9 protein-coding genes are annotated in these 17,775 nt (G+C 44.5%); 8 read left to right on the top strand and 1 reads right to left on the bottom strand.

Annotation, left to right across the window (positions count from 1 at the left end):
• The first annotated feature begins 81 nt into the window (after positions 1-81).
• The 6 genes from ACFQ3J_RS07535 (at position 82) to ACFQ3J_RS07510 (ending at position 11,780) form a co-directional block, all read left to right on the top strand.
• On the top strand, positions 82-393 hold the full coding sequence (locus ACFQ3J_RS07535; RefSeq protein ID WP_379292507.1) for a hypothetical protein: 312 nt from the start codon (positions 82-84) through the stop codon (positions 391-393).
• 621 nt (positions 394-1,014) lie between these two features.
• On the top strand, positions 1,015-1,827 hold the full coding sequence (locus tag ACFQ3J_RS07530) for a class I SAM-dependent methyltransferase (protein ID WP_251583958.1): 813 nt from the start codon (positions 1,015-1,017) through the stop codon (positions 1,825-1,827).
• A gap of 135 nt (positions 1,828-1,962) precedes the next feature.
• Positions 1,963-2,445, top strand: coding sequence for an SRPBCC family protein (locus tag ACFQ3J_RS07525; RefSeq protein WP_251583960.1), 483 nt, complete (start codon positions 1,963-1,965; stop codon positions 2,443-2,445).
• Between the two features lie 281 nt (positions 2,446-2,726).
• The gene (locus tag ACFQ3J_RS07520) at positions 2,727-3,731 is read left to right on the top strand and encodes a glycoside hydrolase family 53 protein (RefSeq protein ID WP_251584074.1); all 1,005 of its coding nucleotides are present in this window, start codon (positions 2,727-2,729) and stop codon (positions 3,729-3,731) included.
• Between the two features lie 302 nt (positions 3,732-4,033).
• Complete coding sequence (locus ACFQ3J_RS07515; RefSeq protein WP_379292504.1) at positions 4,034-5,446, top strand: MFS transporter; 1,413 nt, start codon at positions 4,034-4,036, stop codon at positions 5,444-5,446.
• A gap of 922 nt (positions 5,447-6,368) precedes the next feature.
• Positions 6,369-11,780, top strand: a complete 5,412-nt coding sequence (locus ACFQ3J_RS07510; protein ID WP_379292502.1) for a S8 family serine peptidase — start codon at positions 6,369-6,371, stop codon at positions 11,778-11,780.
• Between the two features lie 75 nt (positions 11,781-11,855).
• Here the strand turns inward: ACFQ3J_RS07510 and ACFQ3J_RS07505 are convergent, their stop codons facing one another.
• The gene (locus tag ACFQ3J_RS07505; RefSeq protein ID WP_091156207.1) at positions 11,856-12,155 is read right to left on the bottom strand and encodes an MGMT family protein; all 300 of its coding nucleotides are present in this window, start codon (positions 12,153-12,155) and stop codon (positions 11,856-11,858) included.
• A 385-nt stretch (positions 12,156-12,540) separates the two neighbouring features.
• Between ACFQ3J_RS07505 and ACFQ3J_RS07500 the strand changes: the two genes are divergently transcribed.
• Together ACFQ3J_RS07500 and ACFQ3J_RS07495 are read left to right on the top strand one after the other, a co-directional pair.
• Positions 12,541-15,654 carry a pullulanase gene (locus ACFQ3J_RS07500; RefSeq protein WP_251583963.1) on the top strand — a complete coding sequence of 1,038 codons (3,114 nt, stop codon included), beginning with the start codon at positions 12,541-12,543 and terminating at the stop codon, positions 15,652-15,654.
• 267 nt (positions 15,655-15,921) lie between these two features.
• Complete coding sequence (locus tag ACFQ3J_RS07495) at positions 15,922-17,763, top strand: assimilatory sulfite reductase (NADPH) flavoprotein subunit (RefSeq protein WP_251583965.1); 1,842 nt, start codon at positions 15,922-15,924, stop codon at positions 17,761-17,763.
• The last annotated feature ends 12 nt before the right edge of the window (positions 17,764-17,775 follow it).

Below are 17,775 nucleotides of genomic sequence, written 5' to 3'. Positions count from 1 at the left end.
GTTTTCTTCGTTTTCTCATGTTTTTTTCAAAATTATTCGCAACTGTAGAAACTCTACAACGATATTGAGGATGAGAAGGAATTGAATCGCACCTTCTATGATGGAAAGAGCGACAATTATAGTGTAAGCGGTATTCAAAGGGTTTTGTTTGCAACCATGGAAGGAGTGAAAGTATCAATAGACCGTATTGTAGTTGACTTTACTAATGTGTTTTGGGATTTCTTTAATCCCTTTCAGCTGCGATTACGTCAGTACTTTAATGCATCTTTTAACGTGCATGAAAAAGGATTCAAGTACCATGTGCATGTAAGAGATGGAGGACATTTTTTGCACATTTCCTATCAACTTACCTTTGTTCCAACGTCAAGGATTTTTGTCTTCTTACCCACTTAGTGTAACTTTATAAAATAGTACTTACATTACTATAAAACTTTACACCAACGGAGGAGAAAGAATATGGGATTTTTAGATGGGTTATTAGGAAATGCTTCGCAGGTGAATTTGACTGATGTTCAAAACATTCAATAGAACACAAATACGTGTTGAGCGATTTTCTATTCTCACTCCTGGCTCATTCATTCTTATCGGACAAATGATCAGAGATCTTACATGAATCCAGCAGGATTTTATGACTTGGCAAAGAACTACTCAATATGTATAATGGTAAAAATATACATACACCTCATGCGATGATAGGGATTTGCTTCTGTAAGATGATGAAGAGAACTGCCGGCTGGTGCAAGGCAGGGATTCGAACAGAAGTATAGCTCACCCTGGAGCAGTATAGCTGAATTGAACTCTGAACTGATTGGAAGAGACTTCATTTAGGCTATGCCGGATGACCGCCGATATTGGGTTATTCAAGGTTCGGGTGCATTTGTTGTTAGGAACAGCAATCGAACATAGAAGAGTGGTACCGCGAAGGAATTTAGCCTGTCGCCTCTTTAGAGGCGATGGGCTTTTTTGCGCCAAGCATGCATTTTAGCTAGAGATATATTACAGGGGGAAGGTCATATGAAAGAGATCATTGATTACTATTCTGCCTTTGATGAATGGGGAAGACTGGACCGTGAGCCACTGGAATTTATCGTGAATTGGCATTATATCAGCAAGAATCTTCCCCCATCCGGGCGGGTATTGGATAATGGAGCTGGTCCAGGTAAATATGCAATGAAGCTGGCGAAGCAGGGCTATCAGGTCACATTGTCTGATCTGACTCCCAGACTTGTGAGTGTAGCAGAGGAGCAGGCAGATCATTTACAGCTGACTTCACAATTTGACGGATTTCATGTGCTGAATGCGGCCGACCTCCATTTATTTTCAGATGAAGCCTTTGATGCATCCTTGATGCTCGGTCCTTTGTACCATCTGCAGGAGGAAGCGGAGCGATCCAAAGCTGCGAAGGAGCTGTATCGTGTGACCAAATCAGGCGGAGTTGTGTTTGTTGCTTTTCAGACACGAACCCGTATGCTGCTGAACTCATTACTGAATCCAGCGCACTGGAAGCCGAATCATACGATGGACAATCTTGAACAATTTTGGGCTACAGGCAGATTTAATCACGAGGACCAGGGACGGTTTACGGGAGCGTACTATTTCGACACAGCCGCCATTGAGCCTTTCATGGAGGAACACGGGTTTGAGAAAGTTAGTCTCATCGGTTCTACAAGTATCGGTGCATTGCTTCATTCTGAACAGGTGGATTACTGGAGGAATCAAGGCGACGAGGCACACAGAAAGTATATAGAACTGATGATCACAACTGCAGAAGACCCAGCGCTGCTCGGTATATCCTCACATTTACTCTACATCGGACGAAGAAGGTAGCTTGAATCATCCAGCTTGATCATCAGCAAATAGCTCACCATTGGTGGTCAACTGGATTGACGGTGTTGATCATTCGTAATGATCTTGGTATTAAGGTATAATGATGTCTATATAAGAAGGAGGGACAATCTAATAATGATCGCTCAAATTCAAAAAAATGAATCGGGTTATACAGCTGAATTCAAGCGGGAGTTACAGCATCCTGCATATAAGGTATGGGCAATGCTTACTGAGAATAAACGATTAAAAGAGTGGTTCCCAGAGCTTGAGGTAAAAGAACTCGGTACAGGAGGTATGATCCTGTTTGATATGCAGGATGGGACGAACGAGGAAATGCCGATATTGGACTATGTAGAGGGCAAAGTCCTTGAGTATGTGTGGGGAGAAGACAAGGTACGATTCGAAATTCATGCAGATCAAAATGGAGAAGCTTCCACACTTATACTGACCGAGAAGATCTCTGCTCTTACAGATCATACACCTAAGGATCTGGCAGGCTGGCATGTCTGTCTTGATGCTATTGAGACTTTATTAAATGGTAAGGCATTAATGGAGAGCAAAGAAGAGTGGGATCACTGGTATCCGCAATATGTGGAAGCGCTCAAGCCTTTTCGTTAGCTAGATGGAAGGAATGAACCCATTAAATTCTTCACTAAGACCAGCTTAGCCTAAAAAGGTCCTCCTTTGCGGAGGACTTTTTGGTGTATCCTCATATATCCTCTTATCCCATCATAGTGAAGTTAGAATAAGAACCAAAATGTTGGAAAAATATCCTAGGGCATTTCTTTGAGAGCGTTTACAATACAGATGACACTTTCCAAGGAGAGTGAAATGGATATAGGAGGTCTGGTATGAATAAGTTCCGTAAACGATTTGGATTGATATTTCTAAGTCTCTCGATGTTATTGATGCTGTTCGGCCCGTCCGGTAGAGATCACAAGGCGGAGGCAGCACCTGCTTTTGCCAAAGGAGCAGATATCAGCTGGGTAGCAGGGATGGAGGCAGCAGGTTACAAATGGAAGGACAAGAACGGGGTTCAGCGTGACATCCTGCAGATTTTGAAAAATGATTATCAGATGAATTCAGTTCGCTTACGTGTGTGGGTGAATCCCAATATGAGTGATTATGCAAACGGATATATGAATGCAGAGAAAGCAGCTGATCTCGCGCTTAGAGCGAAGAATCTGGGAATGAGTGTTATGCTTACCTTACATTATAGTGATTCCTGGGCTGATCCCGGACAGCAAAATAAACCTTATGCGTGGCGAAACTACACTTTTCAGCAGCTCATGGACGCGGTATGGTCCCACACAATTTATGTGATGAATACGATGAAGAACAAAGGGGTTACTCCGGACTGGGTTCAAATCGGCAATGAAACGAATGACGGCATGTTATGGAATGATGGTAAAGCTTCCGTGAACATGAAAAATTACGCGTGGCTTGTAAACACAGGCCATAATGCCGTGAAATCGGTCAGCCCGAATACGAAGACCATTGTACATCTGGCGAACGCTCACGATTATGCCGTGCTTGATTGGAATATCGGGGGACTGGTACAAAACGGGGCCAATTTTGATGTCATCGGTTTGTCACTCTATCCTTCAGCCTCGGATTGGTCTACGAAGGTGAACCAGACAATAACCAATGTGAATCAACTGATATCCAAGTATGGTAAGGAGATCGTCATCTCTGAGATTGGTATGGATTATAATCAGGCATCGGCAGCCAAGAGCTTTATTACCAAGATCAAAAATGATGTGCGCAATATTTCTGGAGGCAAGGGACTAGGCGTATTCTACTGGGAGCCGCAGGCAACCCCGGGATATAATGGCGGTTATGCAAAAGGTGCTTGGAATGCGGATGGCAAACCAACGATTGCCCTGGAAGGATTTATTAATTAATTGGATTAGAGATAATGGAGCTGGCGTGTATTGTTCAAATACAGACCAGCTCTTTTTGCTTATAATGAAGAGGAGATCTGTTAAAAATTGCTTGAAAGCTAGAGCTGCTTTGGATAAATAGCTGCGCTACAGTACGAAAATAGTGAAGCTGCAGAAGTTCCATTTATTTTCGCTCCTTTGTCTGTAATAACTACAGCTTAATATACTTGAGTATATAAGGATATGGCTAAATATATATTTTTCTTCCTTCATCTTTAAGAATAAACTGGAGAACGAGAGAAGAAGAGGGAGGAAAAATTGGAATGGACGATAAAGTGGTTAGTCCGTCATCTCAACTAGGTGCAGCCGACACTGCATATAAATTGATTCGAGTTTTGGCATTCACCATGGTGCTGTCCGTCATGAGTGTGACGATGTTTAACATCGCGCTTACTGACATCAGCATTGAATTTTCATTATCTGTAGCCCAGGTAAGCTGGGTCTCAACCGCGTATCTCGTCGTTTATGCGCTCGGAACCCTCACTTACGGGAAACTGGTTAACATGTTTCATCTGAGGCATTTAGTTGTGGTTGGATTGCTCATATTCGCTATGGGATCGTTAGTTGGATTTACAGCGCAGTCTTACTATGTGGTTGTACTGGGTAGAATCGTACAGGCGGCGGGTGCTGCTGTAGTGCCGGCCATGAGTACCATCATCCCAGTCAGATACTTCAGTCAGGAGAAAAGAGGGTATGCACTGGGGATTACCTTTACAGGTCTTGCGGTAGGTAATGCAATCGGACCCGTTATCTCAGCAGCAGTTGTCAGCTTTGCCGAATGGAGATGGCTGTTTGCAGTGCCAATACTGACACTTACTACTTTGCCGTTTTACTTGAAGTATCTGGGAAGGGACCAATTAAAGAAAGACGACAAGATCGACTACCTTGGGGGCGGCTTGCTAGCTTTATTTGTTATATTGCTTATGATGTCGATAACTCAAGCAAAAATACTGTATTTCGTAGCAGCGGCAGTCCTGTTTATACTATTTATTGTTCGCTCAAGGTTGACTTCAACCCCATTTATACCGCTTCAATTGTTTCATTCGAAAGGGTATGCGATTGGACTCGTTATCCTGGTTCTTATGCAAGGGATCGGTTTCTCGTTCCCATTTCTGACCCCGCTGCTGCTGCAGCAGGTCAATGATCTATCAGCTGGAATTGTCGGATTTATGCTGGTTCCTGCAGCGATCTGCTCTGCATTCCTTGGAAGAAGGATTGGAAAAATAGTCGATGCACATGGTAATCACTTTGTCTATTCGATATCGGCATCTCTCTTGGTCATTACGTTTATGGCGATGTCGATTTGGGCGGGTAGTCATCATTACTGGATTGCTGCAATTCTCATTGTCGGGACTGTAAGCCAGATGAGTCTTCAAATCTCGCTCATCAACAGCGTCTCCCGCTCACTTGCTCCAGAATATACCGGAGTAGGGATGGGTCTTTTTTCGACTCTTAATTTCATGTCGGGCGCAATATCGGCCTCCTTCTACAGTATACTCCTTGATCAAGGAGCAAGGACGGCATGGAATGGTATAAATGCCAACCTGGAAGCATCGGTGTTTAGCAATATGTATTTTGTTTTTGCCGTGATGCATATCTTACTGCTTGTAATATTTCACTACTTGTATAAGGTTCCCGTCCCGAAAGTACGGACAGCAAACAAGCAATCGCATTAATTCGTCAAATTGAAACAATTAGTATTATATTCCTATAAAATCATGGGCTACAAGCAATCAAGCCAGAAATAATCTATCAAACAGGACAAAATACATGCTTTATGAGCATATATAGTATTATTTCGATGATGAAAAACCATGTTCTGTGCGTCAAAACGCAATTATTCATATACAAAATACCTAAATCGTAATAGATCCCAAATCGCTCCTATATACGCCCCTATTTCGATGTCATTATCCAAAAAAAGCGGTCATACCAATGCTTCTAACAACATATTCCACTTTTCACATCAAGAACCGTGTTGATCACGGTTCTTTTTACATTTATAAGAATATTATCGAAAAATGCGGCAGGCATGTAATATGGCGTATCGGTCTTAGTTCTTAATTGACCTATGTAAAATAAGTATTAAGTACCAAATGTAAAAATATGCTAATAAAATGCTTGTAAGAGTCATTTTTTATGATTTATACTCTCTACACAAGTAAAAGTACTTACTTTAAATCTTTCAAATTCACCTTTTTGTTAAGTTATAAAATTGATTAAATTTAACAAATCCTCTAAATGTTAATTTCGCATCTCATCAAATTCTCTCAGCAAAATGAAATAGACTAGCCCCCTGAATCTACTCGATTGAATCTTCTTTTTCCCATCTAAGATGCTTAATTCAAGGCACCTTCTTCCGAAGAGATTGTACAAGCATATCTGAACTGACCTAAGCCAATCATTTCATTCTTTGTTTTACCCTTTAAAGGAGGTGGTTGTCAAAATCATATTCTGAATCCTCGTCGTTTGATTTGTCGTGTATTGCTGCTCATGTTCTAAGTTGCTCGACTGTGCTATTTGTTCGCAGTTAGAAAGACAAGTGTTTGGAGGAAATTCAAACGGTTTCTATCTCGATTCTAAAGGAGTGTAGTAGACTTGGTCACAGCGAAAAATACGAAAAAAACCTTCTCATTAAGCATGGCTTTCCTCCTGGCAGTGTCCATCGTAAGTCCGGCTATGGCCGCTCCAACGACCTCGGTTTCCGACAAGATTGATTTGCGTTCAACGGCTCCCGAACTGATCACTGCAAAAGTAGACTCTAAGCTGAACAAGCTGTTTAATGAAGACAAATATGTCACCTATTTGGTTAAGATGTCCGAACAAGCGGATACTGCACTTGCCTCACAGAAAGCAATGGAGCTAGCTTCCACTCAAAAAGCAACCCCTGCAGCTGCGAAGCTCTCTGCTCGTACCTCAGTAGTGAGCACACTGCGTGAAACGGCAACGCGTACACAAATACCGATTCAAAAATACTTGGATGAACAGAAGGAAGCTGGGGGAGTACAGGAATATAAGAGCTATTTCATCGTAAATTCCCTGGCGGTAACAAGTACAAAAGAAGTAATGGAGGAGCTAGCCCTTCAGCCTGGCATTGAAAAAATCCTTCCGAACGAAGAACGGTTCCTGCAGGAAGTTACGGTTGATAAGAATGCTTCCACTCCTAAGGCGAGTGATCTAGACAGCGATTCCTCTGCTTCAGCAGCGGACAAGAACAAGAATACAGAACCTTCAGATTATGATCCGGCGAATATAGAATGGAACATTGCCCAAGTTAATGCTCCAGAAGTATGGGAGCAAGGGATTGACGGTTCTGGTATTGTCGTCGCTAATCTGGACACAGGTGTTGATTATACACACCCTGCCCTTGCAAGCAAATGGCGCGGTTTGGATGCAAACGGCAATGTCGTTGATCCAGAGCTAAGCTGGTACGATCCGCACAGTGGTGCCTCACTTCCAGCAGATACAGATGGTCACGGAACTCATACTATGGGAACGATGGTAGGTGCTGAAGAAGATGGTACTAACATTATCGGTGTGGCTCCTGGAGCTAAATGGATGGCGGTAAGGATATTCAATCCTTCCACTACCGATGCCATTATTCTAGATGGTGCTCAGTGGCTGCTAGCACCAGTAGATGAAGAAGGAAATCTTCATCCTGAGCTTGCTCCAGATGTGGTGAACAATTCCTGGGGTGGAGGACCAGGCATTGATGAATGGTTTAGACCTATCGTGCAAGCATGGCGTGATGCACAGATTTTTCCGGAATTCTCTGCGGGTAACACCACACTAACGAACCCTGGTGGACCGGGATCAGTTGCCAATCCGGCGAACTATCCGGAATCCTTCGCCACTGGCGCAACCGATATAAACGGAAATTTGGCTGACTTCTCTCTCCTGGGTCCATCTCCGTATGACGAAATTAAACCTGAAGTCTCTGCTCCAGGTGTGAATATCCGTTCATCGGTACCAGGGGGCAGTTATGAAGGAGGTTGGAATGGAACATCGATGGCAGGGCCCCATACAACAGCAATTGCGGCCATGCTTCTGCAAGCGAACAGCTCTCTCACTGTCGATGATCTGGAATATATTCTGACAGAAACGGCGACGGAAAGAACAGACAGTACCTATCCCGAATCACCTAACAATGGATATGGACACGGTATCGTAAATGCACTTGATGCGGTTGGCTCTGTCCTTCAAGGTGTTGGCTCTGTGTCGGGTCGTGTGACCATTGATGGTGATGATCTGACAGCACCTGAACTGGAATACACGGCAATGGAATCGGTTTACGCTGGACTTGATGCTGCCTTTTCCATTGATGCCAGTGATAATGTATCCATTACCGAGGTAAGTGTTTTCGCAAGAACAGAAGGAATGAGCCGCTATGTATACATACCAGCGGAACTTACTTCCGGTGATGCGCTTGACGGTACGTACCAAGCTGTCATCCCTGCATCACTAATAGAGGAGCCTGGCCTTGAGTATTACATTCGTGTCAACGACTATGGCAATAATGGTTATAGTACGGAAGTACATTCAGTAGAAGTACTGGAAGGAATTGAGCCAGGGTATACCCAGGATTTCGAACAAGATTATGTCGGTTTCTTACCGGATCTTGAAGATCCGTGGGTCTGGGGAAGTCCTGAAAGCGGTCCTGGAAGTGCCTATTCCGGAGAGAATGTAATAGCGACAAATTTAACGGGTACTTACGCACCCAACTCAAGTACTGCACTTATTGCGCCGCCAATCAATCTAGCAGACTCGCCGGAAGGTGCACTGTTGTCCTTCAAACAATGGTATGACCTTGAAGATGGCAGTGATTTCGGCAGTGTGTACTTAGCGACAGAAGAGAATGACTATGAATTTGAACAGCTGCTAACTGTTACGGGCAGCAGTGAAGATTGGGTAAGTCAGTATATTGATTTGACAGCGTATGCGGGTCAAAAAGTATATCTTGCATTTGTTCTTAGCTCAGACAGTTCAGCCGAAGGAGAAGGCTGGTATATCGACGACTTCTCGCTGCAGCTTCCAGATGAAGTTGCTCCAGCAGCTCCATCCGAGCTGACAGGAACACCTTCTATCCTTGGTGACGTAACGCTTGAGTGGACTGCTCCTGCTGATGAGGATTTGAAGGAATACAATGTATATCGTTCCTTAACATCAGACACGGGTTACGAGCTGATTGGAACGAGTGCAGAAACATCGTATGTTGACAGTATTACAATAGAAGGAAACGCAACTTATTATTACGTTGTAAAAGCTAAAGATTACAGTGGCAACGAGAGTGACGCTTCTAATGAAATTGCTGTAGAGGTTGCCGTACCTGAGACCATCTTCAGTGATTCGTTCGATGGTGATAATGACAATGGTTGGACACACTCGGGAACGAATGATGTATGGGAGCGGGGTGCTCCTGCTGCGCCGGGTCCAGCTTCTGCGGTAACTCCTCCGAATGTTTGGGGAACGGATCTGAACGGAACCTATCTGGTAAGCTCTAATTTCTCTCTGGTATCACCTGTGATCGATTTGACCTCTCAGAGTACGGCTGCACTGACCTTCAATCACTGGTACGAAATCGAAAGAAACTATGATGATGCCTATGTGGAAGTCACCACTAACGGCGGAACTACTTGGACAGAGATTGGCTACTATTCTCATGCAACAGAAGGAAAGCAATGGTCACCTGTATTTATTGATCTGACGAGCTATACAGGCCAAGAAATTCAGGTCCGCTTCAGATTTACGACTGACAGCAGTGTACAAAAAGCCGGATGGTATCTGGATGATTTCCGGGTGCTTGCTGTTTCAGCACCTGAATCTACGGCTAGTGATCAGAAGACGGAGACGGATAAAGCCAAAGTAATAGAGAAGGCACCTGTATTAAGTGACTTTGTGAGCAAGCAAACGATTGCTACGCAAGGTGATTCCGTATCCAAAGACGGGGAAGTCGGACTGTTTAGTCTTCCAGTCTCCGCAACGGTGACGGTTGTTGAAACCGGAAGATCTGTTCGCACGGATGCTTATACAGGCCGCTACAGCTTTAATCATGTAGCCGGCGACTACAATTTGAAGGTTGAGTCTTACGGCTATTATCCACAGACGGTACCTGTAACCATTGAAGATGGCAAGACACGTAATGTTAACTTCCAACTGGATGAAATTCCTCAAGGCATGATTACGGGAACCGTTACAAACGAACGCACGGGAGAACCGATTGCTGATGCGGTAGTTATGGTCATGGAAGACGCGCAGGTATCACCGGTTCGTACTGACGAAAATGGAATCTACACCCTGCAGGTATATGAAGGAACATATACTTTGTCCATCTCTGCACTGGATTACTATAGTGAAACATCTGCAGTAACTGTTCCTGCGAACGATTCTGTCACGCATAATTTTGATATGAAACCGTTCATAGGCTATGCAGGTGAGATCAAATACGATGATGGAACAGCAGAAAATGCTCGTGCATGGAATGCGGCAGGGAATGCGTGGGCTGTGAGAATGACCCCTGAATCCGAAGCCGCACAAGTAACCGGTGCATCCTTCCTCTTCTGGAATACAGAGTGGCCAAATCCAGGTGGTACGGCTTTCAGTTATTCTGTATATGATGCAACCGGGCCTGACGGGGCACCAGGCCGTGAGCTTGCAGGGCCTTTTGACGGCACTGCTCTAAGAAATGATGAATGGACAATAGTGGAATTCCCGGAACCGGTATCGGTTACAGGAGATTTCTACATTGTATACGAGCAGACTGAAGCTAATCCATATTCACCAGGACTTGCTACGGATGAGAGCAGCACGGTTGCTGAACGGGCTTGGCAGCGGATCAGTGGCGCATGGTCAGCCTCACCTGTAGATGAAGGAAACTATATGATTCGGGCGCATGTCCAATATGCGATTGGCGCACCTGTCATCACCTCTCCAGCAGAAGATACCTTTACGAATGAAGAGTCCATTACGATTACGGGTACTTCGAATGCCAATGGATCCACGGTGACTATTTATAATGGGGAAGAAGTAGCTGCAACTGCAACGGTGGAAGAGGGGCAATTTGAAGCAGAGATTGACCTGAATGTGGGAGAGAATGTACTTGTCGCTGAAGCGTTGGTCGGTGATGAAGTAACAGATCCTTCAACTCCAGTTACGGTAACTCTTGATCAAGCTGCACCGGAGCTTATCGTTACTTCTCCTGAGGATGGAGAGACTACGAATGCTGAAGCTTATATCGTTAGAGGTACAGTGAATGATGAATTTCTTGATACCGTTACAGTGAACGGTGAAGCAGCTGAAGTTGCCGAAGATGGAAGCTTCGAGCACCGTCTTCTGATTAATTCAGGTGATAATGTCATTACTGTTATCGCTGCGGATTTGGCGGGCAACACAACAACCATTACTCGTACCGTCACTGTAAACTGGACTGCACCGGTCATTACGAACCTCATGCCAAGCTCTGATCTGCATATAGCTGCAGGAGACCCGGTATATGTATCCTTTGACAGCAGCCCAGGTCTGTCGGCATCGTTCCGTGTCGAACTGCCAGGCAATGCACCGTCAAGCATGAATGAAACTCCGCTCTCTGAGACATTACCTGGTCATTATGAAGGAACATATACAACTTCAGAATCCCTTAGGCTTGAAGGCGGAGTTATTGTAGTGAGAGTATGGGACCCAGCAGGTAACGAGACAGAAGTTACCGCACTCGGCAAAGTATATGTAACGCAGAGTGGGGAAGAGCCTGCTCCACCAAATGTGGCCCCAGTTGCCATCATCCAATCTCCAAACGCAGCTCAGCGCAACAGGGATGTTACATTTGATGCTTCAAATTCATATGACGAGGATGGCAGCATTGTTTCTTATGAATGGAATTTTGGAGATGGAACAACAGGAAGTGGAGTCACCGCCTCACATGCCTATACCAGAAGCGGAAACTATACAGTAGAGTTGACCGTCACAGATGATCAAGGTGCGACGAATACGAAAACATTCGTTATTCGAATTCGCTAAGGTTTAGGACGAACGATTTTTCATCGTGAGAAGAGGAGTACCGGCATATAGTCCGAGTACTCCTCTTCTTCATTTTCACGCCTGATATTTGGATAAATCGATTCGCCGGTCGAGTCCAATCTCTACACCTTCATCTTGCAGCTTCATCTCTTGGATCAATCGGTGCTCGTCCTCAACTATGGCTATTTCTCCGAACTTATTTACGACTCGATGCCAGGGAAGTGCATGCTTCTCACTCATGGAGTGGAGTACCCGGACGACCTGTCTCGCCGCCCGAGGGCTTCCTGCCATGGCCGCGACTTGTCCGTAGGTCATTACCTTTCCCTCTGGGATGGATTGAATGATTCGAATCACTTCTGCGGTAAAGGGCTGCATATGTATCATATCTCCTTATGTTGAAACATTCCTTGATTTAAGCAGCTAAAGGTATTATGAAATTGATTTGATTATATCAAAAATATATCGTTCTTAAGAACTGTTTATCACGGGGGATGGTAATTAATGGTTGACGATAATCATGAAGCAAATGTAATATATTGATGCAAGCGGTTTCATTATATTCAACATAAGGAATATGTTTCTGGCTAATGCCATGAGCAGACAATTAAAAGATTATTTGTGTATAACAGAACGGAGGTGCATAGTTACGCTTTTTCTGAGCATGAAGAAGTATACTGACAAGGCTCAATCATATTCGACTTTTTGTGCAAACGGTTCCAATTCAATGTGTATTTCAATCTATAGAATCGGAGGAATGTTCATGCGTAAGTTTCGTTCTTTTCGAATAGGGATGACGGTGTTCATCGTAATGGTTATGATCTTGACAAGTATATGGATTGTCCCTGCTCAAGCACAGGAGAATCATACCATTCAATCCGTACCGGAGCAGAACTTGAGGATTCATTATGAGGGTGCGGGAGAGAATTTGGGTGTATGGGTATGGGAAGATGTGGAGCTTCCATCAGCAGAGTGGCCTCAAGGCGCCATCCCTTTTACAGCTGAACAGCAGGATTCTTACGGCGCATTCGTAGATATTCCTCTCAAAACCAATGCCAAGAAAGTCGGATTTCTTATCGTAAATCGGACGACTGGAGAGAAGGAAGGGGGAGATAAGCTTCTGGAGCTTAATTCAACAGGTATGAATGAGGTGTGGGTTGAACAAGGATCCGATGAGATTCTGCTGTTTGAACCTGTACCTTTAGCTGATGATGTCGTACGGATCCATTATTCTCGCGCAGATCAAGATTACAATGAATATGGATTATGGTTATGGGAAGATGTGAAATCGCCTTCAACGGATTGGCCCAAGGGTGCGCTTCCTTTTACAAACAAACAGACGGATAAATATGGAGCCTACATTGATGTTCCGCTAAAAGAGGATGCAACGAAGCTCGGATTCCTAATCGTCAATCGCAATAATGGAGAAGAGAAGGATGGTGGGGATAAGAGCTTCAGCCTGCTTCAGCATTATAATCATCTATGGATTAGAGAAGGTGACGATCAGGTCTATGTCTCACCCTATGGTGAGATGGCTACAGGAGTCACGGCTGCCACAGTCACATCAAAGGATCAGATCGAGCTTCGATTTACTCGAACCGAAGGACTTACTCCGGATTCGATAAGCAAAGAATTGATCATTGAAGATCAGGACGGTTCGCCAGTTGAGATAAGTGAAGTCAAAATAACGGAGGAGAATACAGCAGTGATTACTGCTGCCTTTGATCTGAACAGACTTCCACTTACAATTACCTATGCAGGTATATCGGTTAAGGCGGAGCTTCATTGGAGTGTCATTGATAAATTATATGCTTATAAGGGTAACGACCTCGGTGCTACATACAGTAAGAAAAAAGTTACCTTCAAGCTATGGGCACCGACTGCAAGCTCGGTAAAGCTAAATGTATATGACAAGAAGGATGCATCTGCTTATATTGGATCCAAAGAGCTGACCCTTAAAGAGCAAGGGGTCTGGATGACGGTAGTTCGCCCGGAGGAGCTTGGCGTAAAGGATCTTAAAAATTACTTCTACCAATATGAGGTCGTAAACAATGGGATAAGCCGAAAAGTACTTGATCCTTATGCCAAATCGATGGCAGCATTTCAGGTCGATACCTCAGGCGCTGCGGGTCAAGACGGTGATGTCGTTGGCAAAGCAGCCATCGTTGATCTGAACAATACAGATCCTAAGGGTTATAACTATGCCAAGATTGATGGTTATAAGGAGAGGGAGGATGCAATTATATGGGAGCTGCACGTTCGTGATTATACTTCTGATCCTTCCATTCAAGGTGACTTAACATCCAGATGGGGGTCTTACAGCGCATTAGAAGACAAATTGGACTACATGAAATCACTTGGAGTTACTCACGTACAGCTTCTCCCGGTCATGGCTTGGTACTATGGGGATGAGACGAAGATGGGTGACAGAGAACTTGAGTATTCTGCCGGAGGCAACGAATATAACTGGGGATATGATCCACATAATTACTTCTCTCCTGATGGGGCGTATTCCGAGGATGCCACGAATCCAGAGCTTCGGATCAGAGAGCTTAAGAACATGATTGACGCAATTCATGATGCAGGTATGGGCGTAATTCTGGATGTCGTTTATACGCATATGGCGAATGCCGATCTTCTGAATGATATCGTTCCGAATTACTATGCATGGAAGGACAGCAATGGTGCATACGTCGGTGGTTTTGGCAATAACCTGGCTACGAACCATCTTATGGCCGAGAAATTGATGGTCGATTCCGTAAAATACTGGTTTGATGAGTACAAAATTGATGGGATGCGATTCGATATGATGGGTGATGCAACTTCGGATTCCATTCAAAAAGTTTACGATGCAGCTGCCAAGCTGAATCCGAATGCTCTATTCATTGGTGAGGGCTGGAGAACTTTCAGTGGAGCAAATGCAGATCCTGAGCTTGCCGGACTTGGTGCGGATCAGGATTGGATGGACAAGACAGACGATGTGGGTGTATTTTCCGATGAGATTCGAAATGAGTTGAAATCCGGGTTTGGATCTGAAGGAGAGCCCAGATTCCTAACCGGTGGTGCCAGAGATATCAACCTGATCATGAGCAATATTAAAGGGCAGCCGACAAACACGCCGGCGGACGATCCTGGAGATATGGTGCAATATATTGAAGCTCACGATAATCTTCCGCTATATGATGTCATTGCGCAATCGATCAAGAAGGATCCGTCAATACCGGAAAATGATCTCGAAATTCATAAGCGAATCAGGCTTGGGAATCTGATGGTCCTGACTTCTCAGGGAACAGCATTTCTACATGCTGGACAGGAATACGGACGCACGAAGCAGTGGCATGGAGAAGGATTGCCGGAGCAGAAATATCACGCACTGTCAGATGAAACGGGTGAAGTGTTTGGCTATTTTATTCATGATTCTTATGATTCTTCGGATGCGATTAACAAGTTCGATTGGAGTATGGCACTGGACAGTAAGAAGTATCCCGTTAATAGTGTAACTCGTGAATATACGGAGGGTCTCATTCAACTTAGGAAATCGACCAATGCCTTCCGTCTGGGAGATGACGCTTTAGTGAATAAGAACATATCTCTAATTGAGACACCGGAAATGAACAGCGAGGATTTAATCATTGCATACAAGAACAAGTCAACGGATAAGACTGGAACGTACTATGTTTTTGTTAATGCGGATCAAACCACAAGAACGTTTAGTCTGAGCACAGACCTTACGAAAGGAACCGTTGTCGTGGATCAGGATGAAGCTGGAGTTAAGGCGGTTTCTGACAAATCAGGGTTTAAGCTGACCAAGACCTCCATTACGCTTGAGCCGCTGACAGCTGTTGTTATTAAAATGAAAGAAAATTCTAGAGACTAACCCATAGTCAAATCAGTATCTTTCTATAAAATTCTAGTAGCTCTAAGAAACTCTCCTTAATTTAAAGGGAGAGTTTTCTATTTATCAGAATAATTTTACATATTTAACCCTTATTCACGAAAAAGCACCTTTTATCAGAAAAGCTGATAGGTTTTATAAGATGAAACTAATTGACCAGTTTCTGGAGCTGTGATAGTTTCAGTAGAGACAAATTAATTCTGACAAACTTACTGAGAATTATTATCAAAGCATCCGAGGTGGATATTATTGGAACTCCAAGTGATTAACAGCCCATTTACTCAGGAACAGACAGAACTATTAAATCGACTATTACCGACATTTAGTGAGACACAGCGTATTTGGCTTAGCGGCTATTTAACGGCGATTCAAGCAAGCGGAGTGGCTGCGACATCAATGGCAGAAGCTCCGGCTCTGAATGCAGTCGGTCAGCCTGCGGCACCTGCACCTGCAATCAGCAAAGAGATTACGGTGTTGTTCGGCTCTCAGACGGGAAATAGCAGCGGAATTGCCAAGAAATTCAGCAAGAAGCTTCAGGAGCAGGGTTTTGAAGTGACAACCAGCTCCATGAGTGATTTTAAACCGAACAATCTCAGGAAGGTTCAGAATCTGCTTATTGTTATCAGTACACATGGAGAAGGAGAACCGCCAGACAGTGCGATTGCTTTCCATGAATTTTTGTACAGTAAACGCGCACCTAAGCTGGATGACTTGAAATTCTCTGTACTGGCGCTTGGAGATACTTCCTACGAATTCTTCTGCCAAACAGGCAAGGATTTTGACAAGCGTCTGGAGGAGCTTGGAGGCAGCCGCTTGACGCCTAGAGTCGATTGTGACGTCGATTTTGAAGAGTCTGCAGCAGAATGGATGAATCAAGTCCTGTCCGAGCTGAGTACTGCAAGTGCATTAACACCAGTAAATGTCAGTAGTGTAGGTGCGGCAGCCTCTACCAGTACGGAATCAGAGTTCACCAGATCGAATCCGTTTCAAGCCGAAGTGCTTGAGAACTTGAATTTGAACGGACGCGGGTCCGATCGTGAAACGAGACATATAGAGTTATCTTTAGAAGGATCTGGACTCAGTTATGAGCCAGGGGACAGCTTGGGTATCATCCCTCAGAATCATCCTTTACTAGTAGAAGAGATCATTGCTGCAGCGGGGTGGAACGGTCAAGAGGTGATTCAAGTCTCCAAAAAAGGCGATACACTCCCTTTAAATGAGGCTCTAACGACGTATTTTGAAATCACCGTACTTACGAAGCCGCTGCTCGAACAAATTGTGAATTTGACCTCGAATGCTCAGCTCAGAAAGCTGGTCGAACCCGGTAATGAACAAGAACTTCGCAATTATATCAATGATCATGATTTGCTGGATTTGATCCAGGACTTTAATCTACGAGGTGTGACCGCATCTGAATTCGTTTCTTTGCTTCGTAAAATTCCGGCACGCTTGTATTCCATTGCAAGCAGTCCAAGTGCATACCCTGACGAAGTGCATTTGACAGTGCGCACGGTACGTTATCAAGCTAGCGGCCGGGATCGCTACGGTGTCTGCTCCGTCCAGCTGGCAGAACGAATTGAACCAGGAGATCAGCTTCCTGTATTTATTCAGAATAATGATAACTTTAAGCTTCCAGCTAACCCCGATGCACCGATTATCATGATTGGACCAGGCACGGGAGTCGCTCCTTTCCGCGCATTCCTCGGAGAGAGAGAAGAGCAAGGAGCCGGGGGCAAGAGCTGGCTGTTCTATGGAGATCAGCATTTCGCAACGGACTTCTTGTATCAGGTGGAGTGGCAGCGCTGGCTCGCAGATGGTGTGCTGACTCGTATGGATGTCGCTTTCTCCAGAGATACAGATGAGAAGGTATATGTTCAGCACCGGATGCTCGAGAGAAGCCGAGAGCTGTACGAGTGGCTTCAGGAAGGTGCTTACATCTACGTCTGTGGAGATGAGAAGAAGATGGCTCATGATGTCCATTCTACACTTGGAGCCATTCTCGTACAGGAAGGCGGTATGACGATGGAAGCGGCAACCGACTATCTCATTCAATTAAAGCAGGACAAACGATATCAACGCGATGTTTATTAAGGAAGTCTTTTC

It is taken from the genome of Paenibacillus provencensis (assembly GCF_042678545.1).
Lineage (GTDB): Bacteria > Bacillota > Bacilli > Paenibacillales > Paenibacillaceae > Paenibacillus > Paenibacillus provencensis.
The sequence above is the reverse complement of the archived record's forward strand: the minus strand, read 5'-3'. Positions and strand labels throughout refer to the sequence as shown.

Bases quoted from the DNA above. Each gene is read 5' to 3' on its own strand.
- ACFQ3J_RS07530 (WP_251583958.1), top strand. From the start codon at position 1,015: ATGAAAGAGATCATTGATTACTATTCTGCCTTTGATGAATGGGGAAGA.
- ACFQ3J_RS07525 (WP_251583960.1), top strand. From the start codon at position 1,963: ATGATCGCTCAAATTCAAAAAAATGAATCGGGTTATACAGCTGAATTC.
- ACFQ3J_RS07520 (WP_251584074.1), top strand. From the start codon at position 2,727: ATGTTATTGATGCTGTTCGGCCCGTCCGGTAGAGATCACAAGGCGGAG.
- ACFQ3J_RS07515 (WP_379292504.1), top strand. From the start codon at position 4,034: ATGGACGATAAAGTGGTTAGTCCGTCATCTCAACTAGGTGCAGCCGAC.
- ACFQ3J_RS07505 (WP_091156207.1), bottom strand. From the start codon at position 12,155: ATGCAGCCCTTTACCGCAGAAGTGATTCGAATCATTCAATCCATCCCA.
- ACFQ3J_RS07500 (WP_251583963.1), top strand. From the start codon at position 12,541: ATGCGTAAGTTTCGTTCTTTTCGAATAGGGATGACGGTGTTCATCGTA.